The sequence below is a fragment of the Chitinophaga sp. CF118 genome (assembly GCF_900112615.1).
Lineage (GTDB): Bacteria > Bacteroidota > Bacteroidia > Chitinophagales > Chitinophagaceae > Chitinophaga.
Genome location: NZ_FOMK01000004.1, coordinates 259450 through 278001, shown reverse-complemented (window position 1 = coordinate 278001; position 18552 = coordinate 259450). Strand labels below are relative to the sequence as shown.

The 18552-nt window shown below is 41.0% G+C and carries 19 protein-coding genes; 9 read left to right on the top strand and 10 right to left on the bottom strand.

Features of this window, described 5'->3' with window-relative positions; all coding sequences use genetic code 11:
* Positions 1 to 4: 4 nt before the first annotated feature.
* Positions 5 to 1357: a UDP-N-acetylmuramate--L-alanine ligase gene (gene murC, locus BM176_RS17450; protein ID WP_090105370.1), complete on the bottom strand. Its 1353-nt coding sequence runs from the start codon at positions 1355 to 1357 to the stop codon at positions 5 to 7.
* A gap of 329 nt (positions 1358 to 1686) precedes the next feature.
* Between murC and ytxJ the strand changes: the two genes are divergently transcribed.
* The 3 genes from ytxJ (at position 1687) to aroQ (ending at position 3199) form a co-directional block, all read left to right on the top strand.
* Positions 1687 to 2016, top strand: a complete 330-nt coding sequence (ytxJ, locus tag BM176_RS17440) for a bacillithiol system redox-active protein YtxJ (RefSeq protein WP_090105366.1) — start codon at positions 1687 to 1689, stop codon at positions 2014 to 2016.
* A gap of 188 nt (positions 2017 to 2204) precedes the next feature.
* Positions 2205 to 2780, top strand: coding sequence for a UbiX family flavin prenyltransferase (locus tag BM176_RS17435; RefSeq protein WP_090105364.1), 576 nt, complete (start codon positions 2205 to 2207; stop codon positions 2778 to 2780).
* The gene (gene aroQ / locus BM176_RS17430; protein WP_090105362.1) at positions 2777 to 3199 is read left to right on the top strand and encodes a type II 3-dehydroquinate dehydratase; all 423 of its coding nucleotides are present in this window, start codon (positions 2777 to 2779) and stop codon (positions 3197 to 3199) included. Before BM176_RS17435 ends, aroQ begins: the two co-directional genes overlap by 4 nt.
* Here aroQ and BM176_RS17425 read toward each other — a convergent pair.
* The gene (locus tag BM176_RS17425; RefSeq protein ID WP_090105360.1) at positions 3183 to 4067 is read right to left on the bottom strand and encodes a glycosyltransferase family 8 protein; all 885 of its coding nucleotides are present in this window, start codon (positions 4065 to 4067) and stop codon (positions 3183 to 3185) included. The two genes, aroQ and BM176_RS17425, sit on opposite strands and share 17 nt — an antisense overlap.
* Positions 4068 to 4478: 411 nt before the next feature.
* Between BM176_RS17425 and BM176_RS17420 the strand changes: the two genes are divergently transcribed.
* Complete coding sequence (locus BM176_RS17420) at positions 4479 to 5339, top strand: KilA-N domain-containing protein (protein WP_218162229.1); 861 nt, start codon at positions 4479 to 4481, stop codon at positions 5337 to 5339.
* Positions 5340 to 5558: 219 nt separating this feature from the next.
* On the opposite strand, the gene bioB is transcribed toward BM176_RS17420, so the two are convergent.
* The 5 genes from bioB to BM176_RS17395 all read right to left on the bottom strand — a co-directional run bounded on the left by bioB (position 5559) and on the right by BM176_RS17395 (position 10743).
* Positions 5559 to 6554, bottom strand: a complete 996-nt coding sequence (gene bioB, locus BM176_RS17415; protein WP_090105358.1) for a biotin synthase BioB — start codon at positions 6552 to 6554, stop codon at positions 5559 to 5561.
* Positions 6555 to 6722: 168 nt separating this feature from the next.
* Complete coding sequence (locus BM176_RS17410) at positions 6723 to 7823, bottom strand: M42 family metallopeptidase (protein ID WP_090105356.1); 1101 nt, start codon at positions 7821 to 7823, stop codon at positions 6723 to 6725.
* Positions 7816 to 8694 carry a UbiA prenyltransferase family protein gene (locus BM176_RS17405; protein WP_143097840.1) on the bottom strand — a complete coding sequence of 293 codons (879 nt, stop codon included), beginning with the start codon at positions 8692 to 8694 and terminating at the stop codon, positions 7816 to 7818. Before BM176_RS17405 ends, BM176_RS17410 begins: the two co-directional genes overlap by 8 nt.
* Positions 8695 to 8697: 3 nt before the next feature.
* Positions 8698 to 10236: an acyl-CoA carboxylase subunit beta gene (locus BM176_RS17400; RefSeq protein ID WP_090105352.1), complete on the bottom strand. Its 1539-nt coding sequence runs from the start codon at positions 10234 to 10236 to the stop codon at positions 8698 to 8700.
* A gap of 60 nt (positions 10237 to 10296) precedes the next feature.
* A complete protein-coding gene (locus BM176_RS17395; RefSeq protein ID WP_090105350.1) occupies positions 10297 to 10743 on the bottom strand; it encodes a hypothetical protein in 447 nt (148 codons plus the stop codon).
* Between the two features lie 153 nt (positions 10744 to 10896).
* Between BM176_RS17395 and BM176_RS17390 the strand changes: the two genes are divergently transcribed.
* Entirely contained in the window at positions 10897 to 11880 is a 984-nt protein-coding gene (locus BM176_RS17390; protein WP_090105348.1) for an acyl transferase, read from the top strand.
* A gap of 172 nt (positions 11881 to 12052) precedes the next feature.
* Positions 12053 to 12691 (top strand): class I SAM-dependent methyltransferase, encoded by a 639-nt coding sequence (locus BM176_RS17385; protein ID WP_090105346.1) that lies wholly within the window; start codon positions 12053 to 12055, stop codon positions 12689 to 12691.
* 5 nt (positions 12692 to 12696) lie between these two features.
* Here BM176_RS17385 and BM176_RS17380 read toward each other — a convergent pair whose 3' ends face one another.
* A complete protein-coding gene (locus tag BM176_RS17380) occupies positions 12697 to 13419 on the bottom strand; it encodes a hypothetical protein (protein WP_090105335.1) in 723 nt (240 codons plus the stop codon).
* 409 nt (positions 13420 to 13828) lie between these two features.
* On the opposite strand from BM176_RS17380, the gene BM176_RS17375 reads away from it, so the two are divergent.
* The gene (locus tag BM176_RS17375; protein WP_177230438.1) at positions 13829 to 15397 is read left to right on the top strand and encodes a T9SS type B sorting domain-containing protein; all 1569 of its coding nucleotides are present in this window, start codon (positions 13829 to 13831) and stop codon (positions 15395 to 15397) included.
* Here BM176_RS17375 and BM176_RS17370 read toward each other — a convergent pair.
* Positions 15390 to 15755 (bottom strand): response regulator, encoded by a 366-nt coding sequence (locus tag BM176_RS17370; protein ID WP_090105331.1) that lies wholly within the window; start codon positions 15753 to 15755, stop codon positions 15390 to 15392. The two genes, BM176_RS17375 and BM176_RS17370, sit on opposite strands and share 8 nt — an antisense overlap.
* A gap of 8 nt (positions 15756 to 15763) precedes the next feature.
* Positions 15764 to 16462, bottom strand: a complete 699-nt coding sequence (locus tag BM176_RS17365; protein WP_090105329.1) for a sensor histidine kinase — start codon at positions 16460 to 16462, stop codon at positions 15764 to 15766.
* 430 nt (positions 16463 to 16892) lie between these two features.
* Between BM176_RS17365 and BM176_RS17360 the strand changes: the two genes are divergently transcribed.
* Both BM176_RS17360 and BM176_RS17355 read left to right on the top strand, forming a co-directional pair.
* A complete protein-coding gene (locus BM176_RS17360) occupies positions 16893 to 17573 on the top strand; it encodes a response regulator (protein ID WP_143097839.1) in 681 nt (226 codons plus the stop codon).
* Positions 17574 to 17868: 295 nt separating this feature from the next.
* A complete protein-coding gene (locus tag BM176_RS17355; RefSeq protein ID WP_255373536.1) occupies positions 17869 to 18540 on the top strand; it encodes a polysaccharide biosynthesis/export family protein in 672 nt (223 codons plus the stop codon).
* Positions 18541 to 18552: the final 12 nt, after the last annotated feature.

Below are 18552 nucleotides of genomic sequence, written 5' to 3'. Positions count from 1 at the left end.
AAATTTATAGATACTTTTTGAGCGAATTTACATCCAATCCTTCATAATCACCTGAACTCATGAGGAGTAAGTTTGTATTACCGTAGTTCTGTGCGTCCAGGAAGGCCAGTAAATGGTCCCTTTTATTGAAGATCTGCAGGTCGCTACGGCCAAAACCCTGTGCTACCAGTTCGGGTTCCAGGTTAGGCATCCGCTTGATTTCCAGTGCATGACTGCTGTAAAATACCACCGGCACATCTGCTTTATCCATAGCACCCTGGTATTGTACCATAAAAGCAGCATTCAGGCTACTGTAGGTATGCAATTCCAGTACAGCAATGAGTTTACGCTGCGGATACTGTTCTTTCAGTGCCTCCATGGTAGCCTTTACTTTTGAAGGAGCATGGGCAAAGTCGCGGTAAATAGCGCAGTGATCATTTTTCCCTACGACTTCAAGCCTTTTGGCAGCTCCGGTAAAAGTAGCGATTGCTTTCAGGAAGGTCGCATCATCGATTCCTAACTCATTACATACCAGTCGGGCAGCATGCATATTCAGCAGGTTATGATCGCCGAATACTTCCAGGGTCGCTTTTAGTCCGCCAAAAGTAACTGTGGTGGTACCATTCACGATCTGGTGTTCAGGAACATTGTAGGGGATCAGTTTCAGATGACCGCCTTCAGCCTTTACCAGTTTAACCAGTTCATGGTCAGTATCGTTATAGATGAGTGTTTGTCCTGCTTCTATAGTTCGGAGGAAGATGGCAAACTGCTCAAGATAGTTGTCGTAAGTAGGAAATACGTTAATATGATCCCAGGCAATACCTGTTAGTACGGCAATGTGTGGGTGCAGGAAATGGAATTTAGGCCGTTTTTCGAGCACTGAAGCCGGATATTCGTCAGCTTCACACACAATCAGTGGCGCATCTGTAATATTAACTGATTGGGTAAATCCTGCCAGTTTTGCACCCACCAGGTAGTCAAAAGCAGTTCCCGCCTGTTGCAGTACGTGCATGATCATGGCGGTGGTAGTAGTTTTACCGTGGCTGCCGCCAATAGCAACCCGTTTTTTCTGCAGGCTTTCCTGGTAAATATATTCAGGGAAGGAATAGATCTTAAGGTTCAGTTGGCGGGCACGGATCAGTTCCGGATTATCGGCACGGGCGTGCATTCCCAGGATTACGGCATCAATATCCGGGGTGATCCGGGACTCGTCCCATCCCATGGTAGCCGGCAGAATACCAGCCTGTTTGAGATTTCCGTGAGAGGGCTCAAAGATCTCATCATCGCTCCCGGTTACCTGGTAGCCTTTATTTTTCAGTGCTATCGCCAATTGATGCATGACACTCCCGCCTACAGCAATAAAATGTACTTTTGTCATATAAACTAATGCCTGTATTTTTGCGTTATATTTATGTAATCAGGGAAAAAGGACCGATATTATAGTTAAAAAACTTAATATAATTTTTATATTTGCAAAGTAACGTTACAAATGACGATTAAAAAAGCGATATCGCCATTCCCTATGAAATTTCATTTATCAACAAAACATCATCCCTTTATGCAAGTATCTTATCTTAAAGTTTTGGGCGGCGCAGGTCTTATGTTTATCTTTGCGGCTTTACTAACTTCGTGTGCATCACAAAATAAGTTAGGCTGTCCGATGAAGATAGGCAAAGTGACACACACGGCAAACAGCAAGGATTGTTAATGAACTGGATACCTCTTACTACAGAAACTCAGTTATCAGAGATCAAAGCAACATCGGCCGAAAAACCGGTGGTTATCTTTAAACATAGCACGCGATGTTCAATCAGCGCTGTTGCTAAGTCCAGGTTGGAAAGGGCTCAAATGCCTGAGAACATTTCCTTTTATTACCTGGATCTGATCAGTTTTCGTAATTTATCCAACAAAGTGGCAGCCGATTTTTCTGTAGATCATGAATCGCCACAGGTATTATTGATTCGCAATGGGGAATGTGTATACGATGAAAGCCATAGCGGAATCCGCATGGAAGAATTGGAAGCGCACGCAAACTGAGGGTCGCTAAGTGCACCCATTGGAAGGAGCTAAATTCTATTTATCCAAAGAAATTAAGTCCCGGGAGTTTCCCGGGATTTTTTACGTTTATAGCAGGGAGCACATAGTATTAATGTAATTCCACGGATTTTTATTCCGAATCTTTTACATTTATAGCCGCAAGGTTTAATTTCCTAGCTTTGCCTCATATGAAACATCGGATAGTAGTAGCAGTTACAGGTGCCAGTGGTTCTATTTATGCCAGACAGCTTTTAAATAAGCTGCAGGCAGCAGCTGCACAGACAGATGAGGTGGCGCTGGTGCTCACAGAGAATGCCAGAACGGTATGGGAAACTGAACTGGGCACAAAAGATTATGCGCAGTTACCATTTAAAGTATATTCACAACAGGATTTTCATGCACCTTTTGCCTCCGGTTCCGGCAGGTTTGATACCATGATCATCTGCCCTTGTTCTATGGGTACATTAGGTCGCATAGCCACTGGTATTTCAAATGATCTGATCACCAGGGCAGCAGATGTAGTGCTGAAAGAAAGGCGTAAGCTGATTTGCGTGGTAAGGGAAACTCCTTATAACCTGGTGCATATCCGGAATATGCTTAGCGTCACAGAAGCAGGAGGGATCATTTGTCCGGCTACTCCTTCTTTTTACAGTGTACCTAAAACCCTGGAAGAAGTGGCCGCTACTGTTGTGGACCGTGTACTGGACCTCGCAGGTATTGAACAGAACACCTTCAGATGGGGAACTAATAATAAAGAATTATGAAAATTGCAATCATCAACGGACCTAATTTAAACCTGCTAGGTAAGCGGGAACCAGGTATTTACGGAAACGAATCTTTCGAAGATTATTTTGTTACACTGAAGCAATTATATCCATCGGTGGAACTCAGCTATTTCCAAAGTAACTCAGAAGGAGGATTGATTGATCATCTGCATGAGATTGGATTCTCTTATGATGGAATACTTTTCAACGCCGGTGGTTATACGCATACTTCTGTGGCTATACGGGATGCAATAGCAGCGATTAAAACACCGGTACTCGAGATTCATATCAGTAATATACATGCAAGGGAAGAATTCCGTCATAAGAGCATGATAGCACCTAAATGTGTGGGCAGTATCTGCGGTTTGGGAATGAAAGGGTATGCACTGGGAATAGCGTACTTTATTGTCGGCCATTAATAATACGTTTTATTAATGACTTTTTAATTTTCCAGGTACGTTGAAGTTTACCTATTGTAAGTACTCCGTATTTTTTTTGCCAGAATGTTGTGTTATAATCGGACCATAGCTTATATCCGGAATGAGTAATGCTTCCAAATAAATCCCATGGTTTTGGTGCACCTGCAAAATGCAGAATAGAATTATGATAACTGTGTGTAATAGGCAATATCCTATCAGGATACCACAGGTTATTAAAACGATCATCGATATAATGAAAATCGCCGTTGCAAAGTGCATTTAATATTGTTTGATCGTGAGAAATTAATTCAAGAGGATACTGCTCACACATCTGATCTATCTCTTGCGAAATACTTTTTGAATTCCAGGTTTTTATATTAAAGACTAATACTCCTGAATTAAAGCTTTTTTGTTCTTTACCAAGACCTAATCTGTTAATTAAAAACTTTCCGTCTAATGCACTCATAAATGTTCCTAAGGGCACCGCTGCGATAAATTGATCGGTGAATTTGATTTCACTTACAGTTAATATATCTAACAAAATAAGCAAGTCAGCATCAAGATATAATGCATATTCGCTATCAATCAATTTGGGTATAATGAACCGGCCATATATTGCCCAGTTGCCATGTAAAGAGTTTAAATGCCCAAACATTTCAATAGCATTAAAATCATAAAAAGAAGTAGCCCCCTGATAGTTTTCCATTTCAAGCAACTTCAGAATGTTGTCCTTATCACTGATATCTACATTAGAGCAAAAAAAGTGTAACGTCAGTTTTTTTGTATCTGAACAGTTTCTGATTAATGAGGTTAATGCTGCGCCCAGACCTTCAAGCCCGAGGACATCAATTACGAACACGATATTCATACACAGTATATTCTAGGATCAATTCTTATAAAAAGTAGCCTATATCAATTGGTTGGCTAACGTTAACGAAAAATTACTACTGTCAAAACCAGGCATTCACATTATATAAGTTTACGATATTAAATTCCATCAAGTAGTTCGCATGTACAATATAAGGACCCTAATCCAATTTTAGAAATAACCATTATAAAAATAGTTTCTCTTATAAGGTTATTGCTTCCTGCATTTTGAGTTTTTCAATTCTACCAGTTCAATTATTACATAATCATCTCTAATAACATTAAAAGTTTTTTTGGATATAAGAGAATGATTCTTGATATTTATTGTATTGTTTGTGCCTTTTCATCTCCACTGATATCTTAATAAAACTGCTTTACTAATTAGTAGGAAATACGGGCAATTAATTATTTTATGATGGCTAAAAAAAGAGAAATTACCGTCCAGGATAAAATTATATCCGTGATTGATCATCATGATGTTGATTATATCTCACTTACAGATATGGTTAGGCAAATGCCCAGTAGCAATATTGTTATTGGTAATTGGCTAAGGAAAAAAGATACAATTGAATATTTAGGTCTCTGGGAGCAACTCTACAATCCAGATTTTAAACCCATCGAATTCGAGGGGTTTAAAAATGAAGCAGGTACAAATAGGTTCGCATTATCTCCTCAGCAATGGATTGAAAAGACAAACGCAATTGGGCTAATCTCAAAATCGGGCCGATATGGGGGGACATATGCCCATAAAGACATTGCTTTTGAATTTGGAGCATGGATCAACCCCAGCTTCAAGCTTTATCTGATTAAAGAGTTTCAGCGATTAAAAGAAATAGAGGGAGATAAGAGTAAGCTGGAATGGAATTTCAGACGAAGTCTGGCAGCAACAAATTATAGAATTCAGACCGATGCAATTAAAGAAACACTCATACCCTGGGGGGATACTCCCCAAAAGAATGATGTGTATATATATGCTGAAGAGGCAGACTTAGTTAATCTGGCATTATTTGGTATTACGTCGAAACAATGGAAGGAAAAATATCCGGAAGAGGCATTTCATCACAAGAATATCCGGGACAGTGTTGATACAAATAGATTAATTGTTTTATCTAATCTTGAAAGTCTAAATGCTATCCTGATAAGAAAAGGAATGGGGAAGATGGAAAGATTCGATATGCTGAGAGAAACAGCTACCAATCAACTAATTTCTTTAAATAAAAGTGTAAAAGATCCTCTGGCAATTGAAAGCCCAAATCAAAAAAAGATAAAATAAACTTATATCCACCTGGAAACAGATCTTACAAGGAAGAAGGATGTAATTGCCATCTAAATTCTAAACTCACCGATTTCGGTGAGTTTAGAATTTAGATGGTGGACATAATAAAAGGATCTGTGGAAATATCGCAAATTCCCAGGATTCTAAACTCATCGAATTCGATGAGTTTAGAATACAACATAAAAAAAGCTCCGCAGAATCCTGCGGAGCTTTTTATTATAAAGCAATCGCTTCCTGAACCTCATGATCTTTGAAAGCTTCTCTTGCTTTCAGACCAAGCAGCTCAAACATCATATGATCTTCTTCGAAAGATGGATTGTCAGTTGTCAGCAGTTTCTCACCGGTAAAGATTGAGTTAGCGCCAGCCATAAAACACATTGCCTGTTCAGCAATGCTCATTTCGGCACGACCAGCACTCAAACGGACCATAGCCTTTGGCATTACCAGGCGGGTAGTAGCGATCATGCGTACCATATCCCAGAAGGCTACCTTAGGCATGTTTTCCAGTGGTGTACCTTTTACGCGGGTTAAAGCATTGATGGGCACTGAATCAGGATGTTTAGCCAGGTTGCTAAGGGTATGCAGCATACCAATACGGTCATCGTGAGATTCACCCAGGCCGATAATACCACCGCAGCATACGCTTACGCCAGCTTTCTGTACATTATCAAGGGTACGCAAACGGTCCTCGTAAGTACGGGTAGTAATGATTTGTTCGTAATATTCTCCGGAAGTGTCCAGGTTGTGGTTGTAGGCGTACAGACCAGCATCTGCCAGTTTCTGTGCCTGATGCTCATTCAGCATCCCCAGGGTACAGCAAACTTCCATACCCATTTCATTTACACCTTTCACCATGTCCAGCACCCTGTCAAAGTCGCGGTTATCACGCACTTCTCTCCAGGCCGCACCCATACAGAAACGTGTAGAACCAGCTTCACGGGCTTTCTGGGCATATGCCAGTACGTCCTCTTTTTTCATGAGGCCGTGAACATTGATGTCTGTATTATAACGGGCTGCCTGTGGGCAGTAGGAACAATCTTCGGAGCAACCGCCGGTTTTGATGGAGAGCAGTGTACAAACCTGTACTTCTGCAGTGGCCTGCGTTTGTCTGTGAACAGATGCTGCACGGAACACGAGCTCCAACAAGGGCGTATTATAGATCTCTTTTATTTCTTCAATGGTCCAGTCGTGACGGATCTGCACATCTTGCATAATAATCTAATTTGAACAGCAAACCTACAAAAAAAAGTATTATAAAAATTTAATGCCGGAAAGGGCTTTAGCTTTCTACCTGAAACATTTCATCTGTTATGGTCTCAGATGCCGAACAGGCTGGCTTTCAGCTATTTCGGATTAAGGATCAGATAGATTCCTATAGATTTAAAGGTATTTAAAGTTCGTTTTTGGTGTAATATTCAGCAAAGTCTGGTAAATCAGGTGAATTGTGTTCTCTATATCATCCTTTTTAACCATTTCTACCGTGGTGTGCATATAGCGCAGCGGCAGGCTGATAAGTGCAGACGGGGTACCGTCGTTGGAGTAGGCAAAAGCGTCCGTATCCGTACCGGTACTGCGGCTCACAGCATGCAACTGGTGTGGGATATCGTTCTTTTTGGCCGTTTTAATGATAAGGTCACGCAGGATGTTATGCACTGCCGGACCATAAGTAATACTAGGGCCACTGCCACACTTGATCTCTCCTTCAATGTTCTTGTTGATCATAGGCGTAGTGGTATCATGGGTAACATCAGTAATGATAGCCACATTTGGTTTGATGCGTTTGGCAATCATTTCAGCACCCCGAAGTCCAACTTCTTCCTGTACGGCATTCACGATATAAAGGCCAAAAGGGAGGCTTTGTTTTTTTTCTTTCAGCATCCGGGCTACTTCCGCAATCATAAAGCCACCTATACGATTGTCTATGGCGCGGCATACATAATAGTCGTTACTCAGTTCCTCAAAACCATCTTCAAAGGTAACCACACATCCCACATGGATGCCCAGTTCATCTACTTCCTTACGGGAACGGGCCCCACAGTCCAGGAAGATGTTATCTACCTTCGGCTGAGGTTCTTTGCCATCTCCACTACGCATACGGGTATGGATAGCCGGCCAGCCAAATACAGCTTTTACGGTACCATTCTCTGTATGGATATTCACCCGTTTAGATGGAGCGATCTGCTGATCAGATCCGCCATTGCGGATCACATATATGAGGCCTTCCGGTGAGATATAATTAACGAACCAGGATATTTCATCAGCATGCGCCTCAATCACTACCTTAAATTCTGCTTTGGGATTAATGATTCCCACTGCCGAACCATAATTATCTACATAATGTTCATCAATATATGGCTGTAAATATTCGAGCCACAGTCTTTGTCCTTCCTTCTCAAAACCAGTAGGAGAAGGATTATTAAGATAATTTCGCAGGAACGTAAGCGCTTCCTTGCTCAATATGGATTTTTGCTTCTTAGACATTGCTGTTATTGTTAATGATTGTGCAAAAATAAGGAATTAGGAGGCAGCTTTTTACTAACAAAATATGGAGCAGTGCAGATAACATTACCATGCCATCCAGTACAAAGTAATAGAACAGATCGGAACGGGTATGCATTGTATAACGGGTAAGCAGGGCCGTTGTAAGCACTGGCGCGAGCAGGAACACTGTTACAGGCCAGTGATACAGCGGAAGCAGGGTGAGTGCAAATACTGCTGAAAAGAGAAGTGAAAAATAATATAACCGTTTTAGGTTGGGTCTGCTTAGATAGGTAATCAGCGAACGGATGCCTTCCCGTTTATCCGCCTCCAGGTCCCGATAATCGAATAAGATACAGATAGCATATATAAGGAAAAAACGGTGTAGCGTAAATCCTGTCAGCGCCAGGGTTACTGGTTTTCCTGCTATGAATACCGGCAGGAGAGTGGTGACGTACGTCCACACAAAAGAAAGGAACAGTGTTTTACCAATAGCGATCTTACGCAGCCAGATAAATGGCGGGTGAGGCAGCTTGGGTGCAGAATAGAGAAAGGTAAGGATAGCAGCCCCGGCTAATGGCAACCAGTGTGCACGAAGGAACCAGAAGCTTAGTACTGCACCTATACCACCAAATGTGCACAGTGTTAACTGTAAGGTTTTGTGCCTGGCACCCCAGAGAATTCTTTCAGAAGCAGAGTAATCTGCAGGTGTCAGGTACCAGTGGAAGTTGTAGCTGCAAATGGTGGCGAAAAATACGAAGATGTAAAAAACATTATTTACATCAATGATATTAGATAGTATATTGACTTGCCATATCATCAACACCGCGCAAAACGAAACATAAACAGAAGAGAAAATAAATGCCCGGAACATAATTTATAATGGAATGTTTCCATGTTTTTTCCGGGGCAATGTTACAACTTTATTTTCCAGCATTGCATAGCCTTTGATCAGTTTGATGCGCATCTGGTCGGGAGTAATAACCTCATCAATATACCCCTTTTCTGCTGCCAGATAAGGATTGGCGAAACGTTCCGTGTATTCTGCCACCAGTTCGTTCATTCTGGCTTCGGGATCAGGAGCGGCATCTATTTCTTTTTTGTAGATGATTTCTACCGCACCTTTGGGGCCCATAACAGCAATCTCTGCCTGTGGAAAAGCGAAATTCAGATCGGCACCAATATGTTTGGAATTCATTACACAATAAGCACCACCATATGCTTTGCGGGTAGTCACCGTGATCTTGGGTACGGTTGCTTCACTGAGTGCAAACAGGAGTTTAGCCCCGTTAGTGATAATCCCATTCCATTCCTGGTCCGTACCTGGCAGGAATCCCGGCACATCTACAAGTACCAGTAAGGGAATGTTGAAGGCATCACAGAAGCGGGTAAAGCGGGCTCCTTTCACAGAGGCTTTGATATCCAGTACTCCCGCCAGATTAGCCGGCTGATTGGCCACTATGCCAATGCTGCGACCTGCAATACGGGCAAAACCTACCAGGATATTCTCTGCATAATCGCGGTGTACCTCAAAGAAGCTATCCGTATCTGTTACCTGCGCAATCACGTCTTTCATATCGTAAGGCTGATTGGAATTCTCAGGTATCAGGGTATTTAAAGGAGGTCTTATTTCGTCTGAGGGTTGGTAAGGATATACCGGTGCATCTTCTTCACAATTCTGCGGTACATAACTAAGCAGTTGCCGGATATTCTGAATACACTCTATCTCATTGGCACAGGCAAAATGGGTGACCCCGCTTTTGGATGCATGTGTATGCGCGCCGCCTAGTTCTTCAGCCGTTACTTCCTCATGGGTTACGGTCTTTACCACATTGGGGCCGGTCACGAACATGTAGGAGGTATGCTCTACCATCAGAATAAAATCGGTGATGGCAGGGGAGTATACGGCACCGCCGGCACAGGGCCCCATTACAGCGGAGATCTGAGGGATTACACCGGAAGCACGGGTATTGCGATAGAAGATATCTGCATATCCGCCAAGACTTACTACGCCTTCCTGGATCCTGGCTCCGCCGCTATCGTTTAGTCCTACTACCGGGGCTCCGTTCTGCATGGCAAGATCCATGATCTTGCATATTTTGCGGGCGTGAGGTTCGGAAAGGCTGCCGCCATATACTGTAAAGTCCTGTGAAAACACATAGGTGAGTCTTCCATTGATTGTACCATATCCTGTAACCACACCATCACCCGGAAATTGTTCCTGATCAGTAGTAAGGCCACGGTTACGGTTATGGACAAACATATCCAGTTCTTCAAAGGAACCTTCATCCATGAGCAGGGTGAGCCTCTCACGGGCAGTCAGTTTACCTTTTTTATGCTGGGAGGAAATACGTTCTTCACCACCACCAAGGGAGGCAACAGCAATGCGTTGCTGCAGTTCTTCAATTTTGTCCATGGAATTGCTTTGAGGTATGAATATTGGCAAGTGTAAAGCACAACCTGCAGATAGCGGTTACTAACTTCCCGGATAAAGTATTTCTACTTTAGGCGTAGCAATAGTATCGCTGATGTTATTTGCATTATCTACAACATATACAAGGAAGTGAACACTGTCTTTCGCAACAGGGTTGTCCGGGTCATTCGGGAAATCTATTGTACCCAGGTGAAGGACTACCTCTGCAGAGAGATTGGGACGTTTACTGGCATCAAGGCCCGGCATTGGCCGCCCCGAAAAGTTAGTATCCGTGGGGTTTCTGTCGTAAATGGCGGTAAATTGCAGGGCATTTTCAATATCCCCGTCTCCGTCTTTTACCTGGAAAGTAACATCCAGACCCAAACTGGCATCTACTGGTGCATAAGAATAAGATTTGAAGGTAATTACAGGTTTAGTACCCAATGAATCCTTCTTACAGGCAGTAATGGCTGCTAAAGCAAACAGGGATAAAAAAAGCATTTTCTTCATATAACAAACCTACATTAAATTTTTAATTATAGCTAATATACACTGCCAGCCAGTTACCACATCGTAATAACGTAATTTATACACTGTTTGTTACGTAGGTGATCCTAATTAAAGATAGTAGCCTAAATTTGTGCGGTTTTAAAGTAAGCAACTATGAGCGGCATCAATGCAGCAACAATATTTTCATTACAGGAGAAGGATCTGGAAGCGGCAGCCTTGGAGGTATTCCGTTATCAATACCGGGAAAATGTCCTGTACCGCGCTTATACCGATGCATTACATATCCGGCCGGAAGAAGTGAAAACATTACACAAGATTCCCTTTTTACCTATACAATTCTTTAAAACACACACAGTTACATGCGGAACATTTAAACCGGAACTGGTATTTGAAAGCAGCGGAACCACACAAACCGTGAACAGCCGTCACCTTGTAAAAGATGCAGGATTGTATGAAAAGAGTTTCCTGGCCACCTTTGAACGGTTTTACGGTCCTGTGGAAGATTACGTGATCCTGGGATTATTGCCTTCCTACCTGGAACGGCAGCATTCCTCCCTGGTATATATGGTGGAAGAAATGGTAAAACGCAGCCAGCATGCTGCAAGTGGATTTTACCTGTATGAGCATGATAAGTTATTCGCCCGTTTGCAGGAACTGGAATCCCGTGGTCAAAAGACATTGCTGATAGGGGTCACTTTTGGTTTGCTGGACTTTGCAGAGAAGTATGCCCTCCGGCTGGAACATACCATCGTGATGGAAACAGGGGGTATGAAGGGCCGCAGGGAGGAATGGACCCGGCAGCAGGTGCATGCCTTTTTACAGGAAAGACTGGGCTGTGCCAATATACATGCAGAGTATGGAATGACAGAACTGCTTTCACAGGCTTATTCCTACGGACAGGGTTTCTTTCATAGCCCACCCTGGATGAAGGTACTGGTACGCGATGAGAATGATCCTTTCCAGTTGTATGAGGAACAGGCAGCAGGCGTGATCAATGTGGTAGACCTGGCCAATCTGGATTCCTGCGCGTTCATTGCTACTGAAGATATTGGCCGTTTACACGAGCATGGCACTTTTGAAGTGCTGGGCAGGTTGGATAACTCTGCGCTGAGAGGTTGTAGCCTTATGGTAAGCTAACTTCTATTAATAATTATTGAAAAATACTTAGATAAGTAATATTTACATTAGTTAATATAGCCTAATTTGGATATATTCTTATGCACCGTTATTAGAATCATCAGCGCAACTTCCGGTATTACTGTTAACAAACCCACTGCATTTTCCTTCACAAAGTTAAATCAACATTGTTATGAGCAGGTTATATGTACAATATGGCTGTGGTTTCTCATCTCCCCAGGGCTGGAAAAACTTTGATGCTTCGCCCACTCTTCGTATCCAGCAGCTGCCCTTAATTGGAAATCTTTTAAAACACCGCATGCATGTTACCTTTCCTGAAAATGTACTACAGGGAAATATCTTGAAAGGACTACCGGGAATCACAGAAAACTCCTGTGATGGTATTTACTGTTCCCATGTACTTGAACATCTTTCTTATGATGATTTCATGACAGCTGTTAATATCACTTTTAATTACCTCAAACCCGGTGGTATTTTTCGTTGTGTAGTACCTGACCTGGAAAAAGCGGCAAGAGAATATGTACAGGATCTCGCTAATCATGATGAGGAAGCTAATACCAAATTCCTGGAGAAAACAAGGTTGGGCAAAAAGCAACGGAAAAGAGGGTTGGCAGGTTTGCTGCAGAATACAATGGGGAATAGTGAACATCTTTATATGTGGGATACACTTTCACTTAGCAATATTTTATATAAGGTAGGGTTCATCCGGGTACGCCCAGCAGGCTTTAATGATTCTGAAGATGAGATGTTTAAACTGGTAGAGTCACAGGGGAGATTTGAAAACGCAGTGGCACTGGAAGCGATAAAATAAATATATTAATGAATCAGCAGTGCTTTTTCCAGCAGGGCTTCAAGTTTTTCCGGCTGACCGCTGATAGCTTGTAGTTCCTGCATATAAGGAAAACTCTGGTGGTCCATTCCAAATTTCTTCATGAGATAAAGGTCGAGTGTCTCGGTCAACTGCTGATTTTCGAGGTAATTCCGCAGGTAGAAAAGAAAACTTTGTTTCTCTTTATCCAGTAAGAGAATGATAGCCATTTTCTCTTTCAGCGGTTGCTGAATATTCATCTTGAACAATTGTAGAATCTGTCTGAAATGCCGGCCGGTTATTTCTTCATTATAAGTAGGTAGAAAGTCAAGACAAAAGAATTCCACAGTAAAGTCATCAAAGATACCGGCACTCAACTGGTCATCATCTATATTATACCAGGTGGCCCACTCCAGCAAATCCTGCCGGGAAATTTCTCCCTTTACGAATGCATCCAGCTGATGTATCAAACCGGCACGGGTAGGAACAGTATCTGTTGAATGATTGATGTTACTGACGATATCCAGATAGAATGTTTCATTCATGTCACGGGCAGCTTCAATCAGCAGATAGGTAATATCTATTCCTTCCTCTATCAGTAGATAACTATCAAATTCCAATACTTCAGCAGTTTCTTCCAGAATTTCCTTTCTAGTTTTGTGCCCCTGTAAATATCCTTTGATCAATTCAATGAAGTAAGTGGATGTAACAGACGGTGTTTCATTTTTCATACTTACAGGTTTAAAATCATTTAAAATTCAATCACCTCAGCACATCTGTTTATATAACATATAGGTATGAGCAGCACGATTTCCTTTCTTACAATATAGCAAGAAAAACTTAAAAAAGTATTGGGAAAGTGAGGTAATACGGTAGCCATCGAAAATTTAAGAGAATGTTTGCATATTGCAGTTTCTGTTATACATTAAATAATAATTATCTGATATATTATATTAAAATATATTGTATCTTTATCTTATTCCTGGGAATGCAATTACAATAACCATTATGAGGGAATAGCTAATATTCCTTTGTTATACCTGTGAAGAAAGGATCCTATGAGGACATGATATGTATGTCCTAAAGCAAGGCATTGATCGAAACGGCAATTCATGAACATTTATTAGAACTATGTATCCTATGAGGCTCAAGCGGAAACCTGTATCATTACAGATACGGGGAAGGGCATGCTATTACTATCCTGTTATTCTGTTGATTAGTGGCATCATTTTAAGTAATATCTGTTACGCTCAGAATATCATTTTGAAAAACCCTTCACTGGAAGGTGCGCCCGGCAGGGATTCTATACCTGCAAGCTGGTATGCTGCATCCAATACACCAGATATACTACCTGGCGTTTTTAATATCAAACTGCCTGCCTCGGATGGTAAAACATATGCAGGCCTGCACAGCGGCCCTAATTACAGGGAAGGGCTGGGACAGCAGTTACAGGGAGAACTGTTGGGAGGAATGGCATATACATTATCAATGGATCTTGCATTTGCTCCAAGCTACTTATATAAGGCATGTTATGGTAATCTTGCTATCTATGGTGGTAACATACCTGGTGATACAGCGGAGTTATTATGGAAGTCGGGTGTATTTACTGATACTACCTGGAAGCGGCACAACGCAGTACTGATGCCTTCAAAAACGTATACCTATCTGTCTTTCTGGGCAGACCCTTCTGAGGCATGTGATAAAAGCACTTTTGGATCTGCGCTGCTGATGGATAACTTCTCTGTGATAAAGCAGGTACTAAAAACACAATTGTCTGCAAGTCCGAGCTGCAAGCATTCCAGTACAGGTACTGTAGCGGCGAATGTAACAAGCGGACAGGCACCATTTAAATATCTCTGGACACCCGGTAACTATACCACTGCACAGGTGGATCATTTACCCGCAGGTGTATATACCGTGGCCATAACAGCTGCCAATGGTACTACTGGTGGCGGGCAGGTAACGGTAGGGGCTTCAGATCTTAATACAAAAATTACGGTTACAACTTCTGCCTGTGCCGGCGAAAACAATAACGAAATCAAACTGGATGTTACAGGCGGAGTGCCTCCATACCATTTTTACCTGGATGACATAAAAGCTGGTAGTAATTCTGTATTCAGCAAACTGGATCCGGGGTATCATAATGTAATGGTGAAGGACGAAGATTGTGCAGATACATTTCAGGTAACAGTAAAAGAGCCTGAACCATTACAACTGCAACAGGCATCAACCGTGTCTTGTAGTTGCAGTGAAACCAATGATGGAAAGATCGTGTTAAAAGCAGCAGGAGGTACTTTGCCATATCAGTACCGGTTGTATAATGAAATGTGGAAACAGGACAGTATTCTGTCTGATCTAAAGGCTGGTTATTACCAGTATGAAATAAAGGATGCAAATGGATGTAGCCTGGGTGGAAATGCAAATATTACTTCACCGTGGCAGAACTGCCTGGTGGTAATACCATCTGCTTTTAGTCCGAATGGAGATGGTAACAATGATCTTTTCAAACCGAAGATCTATGATGCTGTTAAGAATTATCAACTGAGTGTTTTTAACCGCTGGGGAGCACTGGTATTCCGTACATCCGATCCTAATGCCGGGTGGGATGGCGCGCGACTGCAGTCGCAGTCATTTATTTATGTATGCACATTTAATGACCGGAATAATGAACGGAAAGAATATACAGGTTCTTTGTTATTAATTAAATAAGGAGTTTTTTTATTTGCTCATGCAGGCTTGTAAAGAGGAACGGTTTTGTGAGATAACCTGCTGCACCTTTCTGATAGGCAAGATTCACTTCTTCTTCTCCTGTTTTGGCACTTAGAATAATCACCGGGATCTTACAAAGAGTTTCGTCCAGCTGAAATTGTTCTAGTAATTGATAACCGTTTAGTACAGGCATGTAGATGTCACTGATCACAAGATCGGGGTGATGGCTTTTAGCCAGTTCAATACCTTCTTTTCCATTGGTAGCAGTAATTACTTTATAGTCGTGAAGCTCCAGTAAGTTCTGCACAGTATCGAGTAAACCAGGTTTGTCTTCAATTAACAGGATTGTATTACTCATAGTGATGACTATAATCCGGTATATGCAAATTTTAATATAAATATTGTGCCCTTGTTCTGTTCACTCTGAACAGTGATTGTTCCATTATTGGCCGTAACAAAGTTTTTTACAATATGTAAGCCGAGACCAGTACCCTCAATATTGTTTACATTACTACCTCTGTAAAATGGCTGAAATAAGTAAGGAAGATCCTGGGGGGGAATACCTATGCCATCATCTTCTATCGCGATAATAAGTGCTTGTTCTTCGTACTTTAATTCTACAGCAGGCATCTTTTTATTGGAAAATTTCAGCGCGTTATTAATGAGGTTAGAAAATATTGTGGACAATTGTTTTTTATCTACATATATTTTATTGTGTGTACCAGACACTTTAATTTTAAAAGTCCTGGCATCTTTCCGATCAGTAAAATAGTGTGCTTTCAGGTCATTCAGTACTTCCTGTACATCCGTCAGTTCTTTTTTTATTTCAATGCTGTTAGAAATGATATTACTCATTGTAAGGATTTCGTCCAGCATATTGTTTAGCTTAAAGATTTCAGTAGTTATTTTGGACATGTTCTTTTTATAGAAAGGGTCCATGTAATTATCTATATGGAGTTTGGCTGCTATAAGGTCTACTGCGGAGGAAATAGCGGTTAAAGGAGTTTTGAACTCGTGTGAAACAATAGCAATGATATTGCTGGTATTATTATTAAGGTCCGACATGTATTCTGGTTAACGGATATTTTATCACATCTATTATCCCGTGTGTGGAAAATCATTCACATTATAAAATTATTATCATCCCACACTCCGTTTTAAATGAATTGGTTTTTCTTTAAATTTGCTATGCCAATATAATTAATAGTTAGATAATTATCTACTTAATAGTTTATAATATTTTGTTTAAATTTATCAGAGAGACACTGTTTGTTACTATCTTGTTCGTAAAGCCTTACCCAAATTGTTACATAGAATTAAAAGTAATAAGAGCCAGTTACTATAGAGATGATTTAATTCATATGTAATCATTATTAAAATAAGTAATTATTATTTTAAATAGGGTCCGGCCATTTCTGGAACTATTTTTGATAACTGATTGCAGAGTTATACCATATTTATTTTATTGAACGAACCTTTTGCTAACAATAACCCTATGATCAACATTGGAATTATAGAGGACAACTATTTCCAGCTGAATAACTACAGAGAATTTCTGGAGGATTTTCAGGAGTGCAAAGTAGTATTTGCATGCAAATCGATGGAAGAATTTCGAGAACTGCCTTTTAAAGGAGAAGATGTAAATGTGATTTTACTGGATATCTCTTTGCCTGGAGAATCGGGCATACAGGGCATGCAGGAATTAAAGCGCATTTATCCGGAGTCCAAGATTATTGTGCTTTCGGGGCATGATGGTAAACATTATGTAATCGAATCTATCAGGCAGGGAGCGAATGGTTATATAATAAAAACCAGTCGCCTGATGGAGATCTATCATTCCATTCTGGATACGATCAGTGAAGGAGGTACATTATCTCCTAAAGCAGCACATCTGCTCATCAGTCATATTAATAAAGATCCGCTTGAGGATATCCGGCATAGACTCACCAAAAGGGAGTATGAATTGCTCGCGCTGTTGAAAGAAGGCTACTCATATAAGGAGATGGCAGACAAACTTTTTGTAACAGTTTTTACAGTAAATCAACATCTTAAGAAAGTATATCAAAAGCTCAATGTTGCAACCAAATCTGAGCTTATTTCTAAAATATGGTCCAATAGCCTCGTTAGTTTATTGCTAATCGCGGGATTTGTTGATTATTGTTCAAATATTTTTTAACTATATGTCAATCTCTGCAATTAAAATCATATTACTATAATAAGTAGGCACATTCGTGTTATATCAGGCAATTGTACTTTAGTGAGTAGTAGTTCACAAATCATTGTTGTACTAATTTTGTAATATGGGAAAAGCGCGGAAGATAACCTTCAACTATTAAATTGGAATGATGTTTTTAAGAAAGGATTTCTTAACCCTTATCGTTGTTGTTGCACCGATGCTTATTTGCTGTGCTTTTTCATCATGTGTCAGTACTAAGAGTTCGGTTTATTTTCATGATCTTCCGGATACAGTCATGGCACCAGTTGCTGGTAATTTTGAACCGGTGATTCAGAAGAATGATATCCTGCAAATTACGGTAAGTAGTATGAATGTTGAGGATGCTGTGATCTATAACACACCTAGCATGGCCAATATTGGCGGTGCATCTTCAAGTGGTCCGCAAGCAGTAGGTTTCCTGGTAAGTGAACAGGGATTTATACAGTATCCTGTATTAGGACAGGTAAAAGCTGATGGTTTGACAAAAAGCGAGCTGACAAAATATTTGCATGATCAGTTGGAACAACGCAAACTATTAGTAGATCCTGTAGTTAGTATCAGGTTTTTAAATTACCGTGTAACCGTGTTGGGAGAAGTAACCAGGCCAACCGTTGTGAATGTGGGCAATGAAAAAATTACCATTATGGAGGCATTGGGTCTTGCAGGAGATATTACCGTTTTCGGAAAGAAAGAAAATGTGCTATTGATTCGCGATACTGATGGCGTGCGAACAGTGAAACGATTGAATTTAAATAGCAGGGAAATATTTTCCTCTCCATATTATTATCTGCGCTCTAATGATATTGTGTATGTGGAGCCAAACAAGGCAAAGATTGCCGGATCAGACAGAGCTAAACAAACCATACCGATCATCCTGAGTAGTTTATCACTGATGGTGATCATATTAGACCGGTTAATACTTAATTAATTAGCCAGGCGT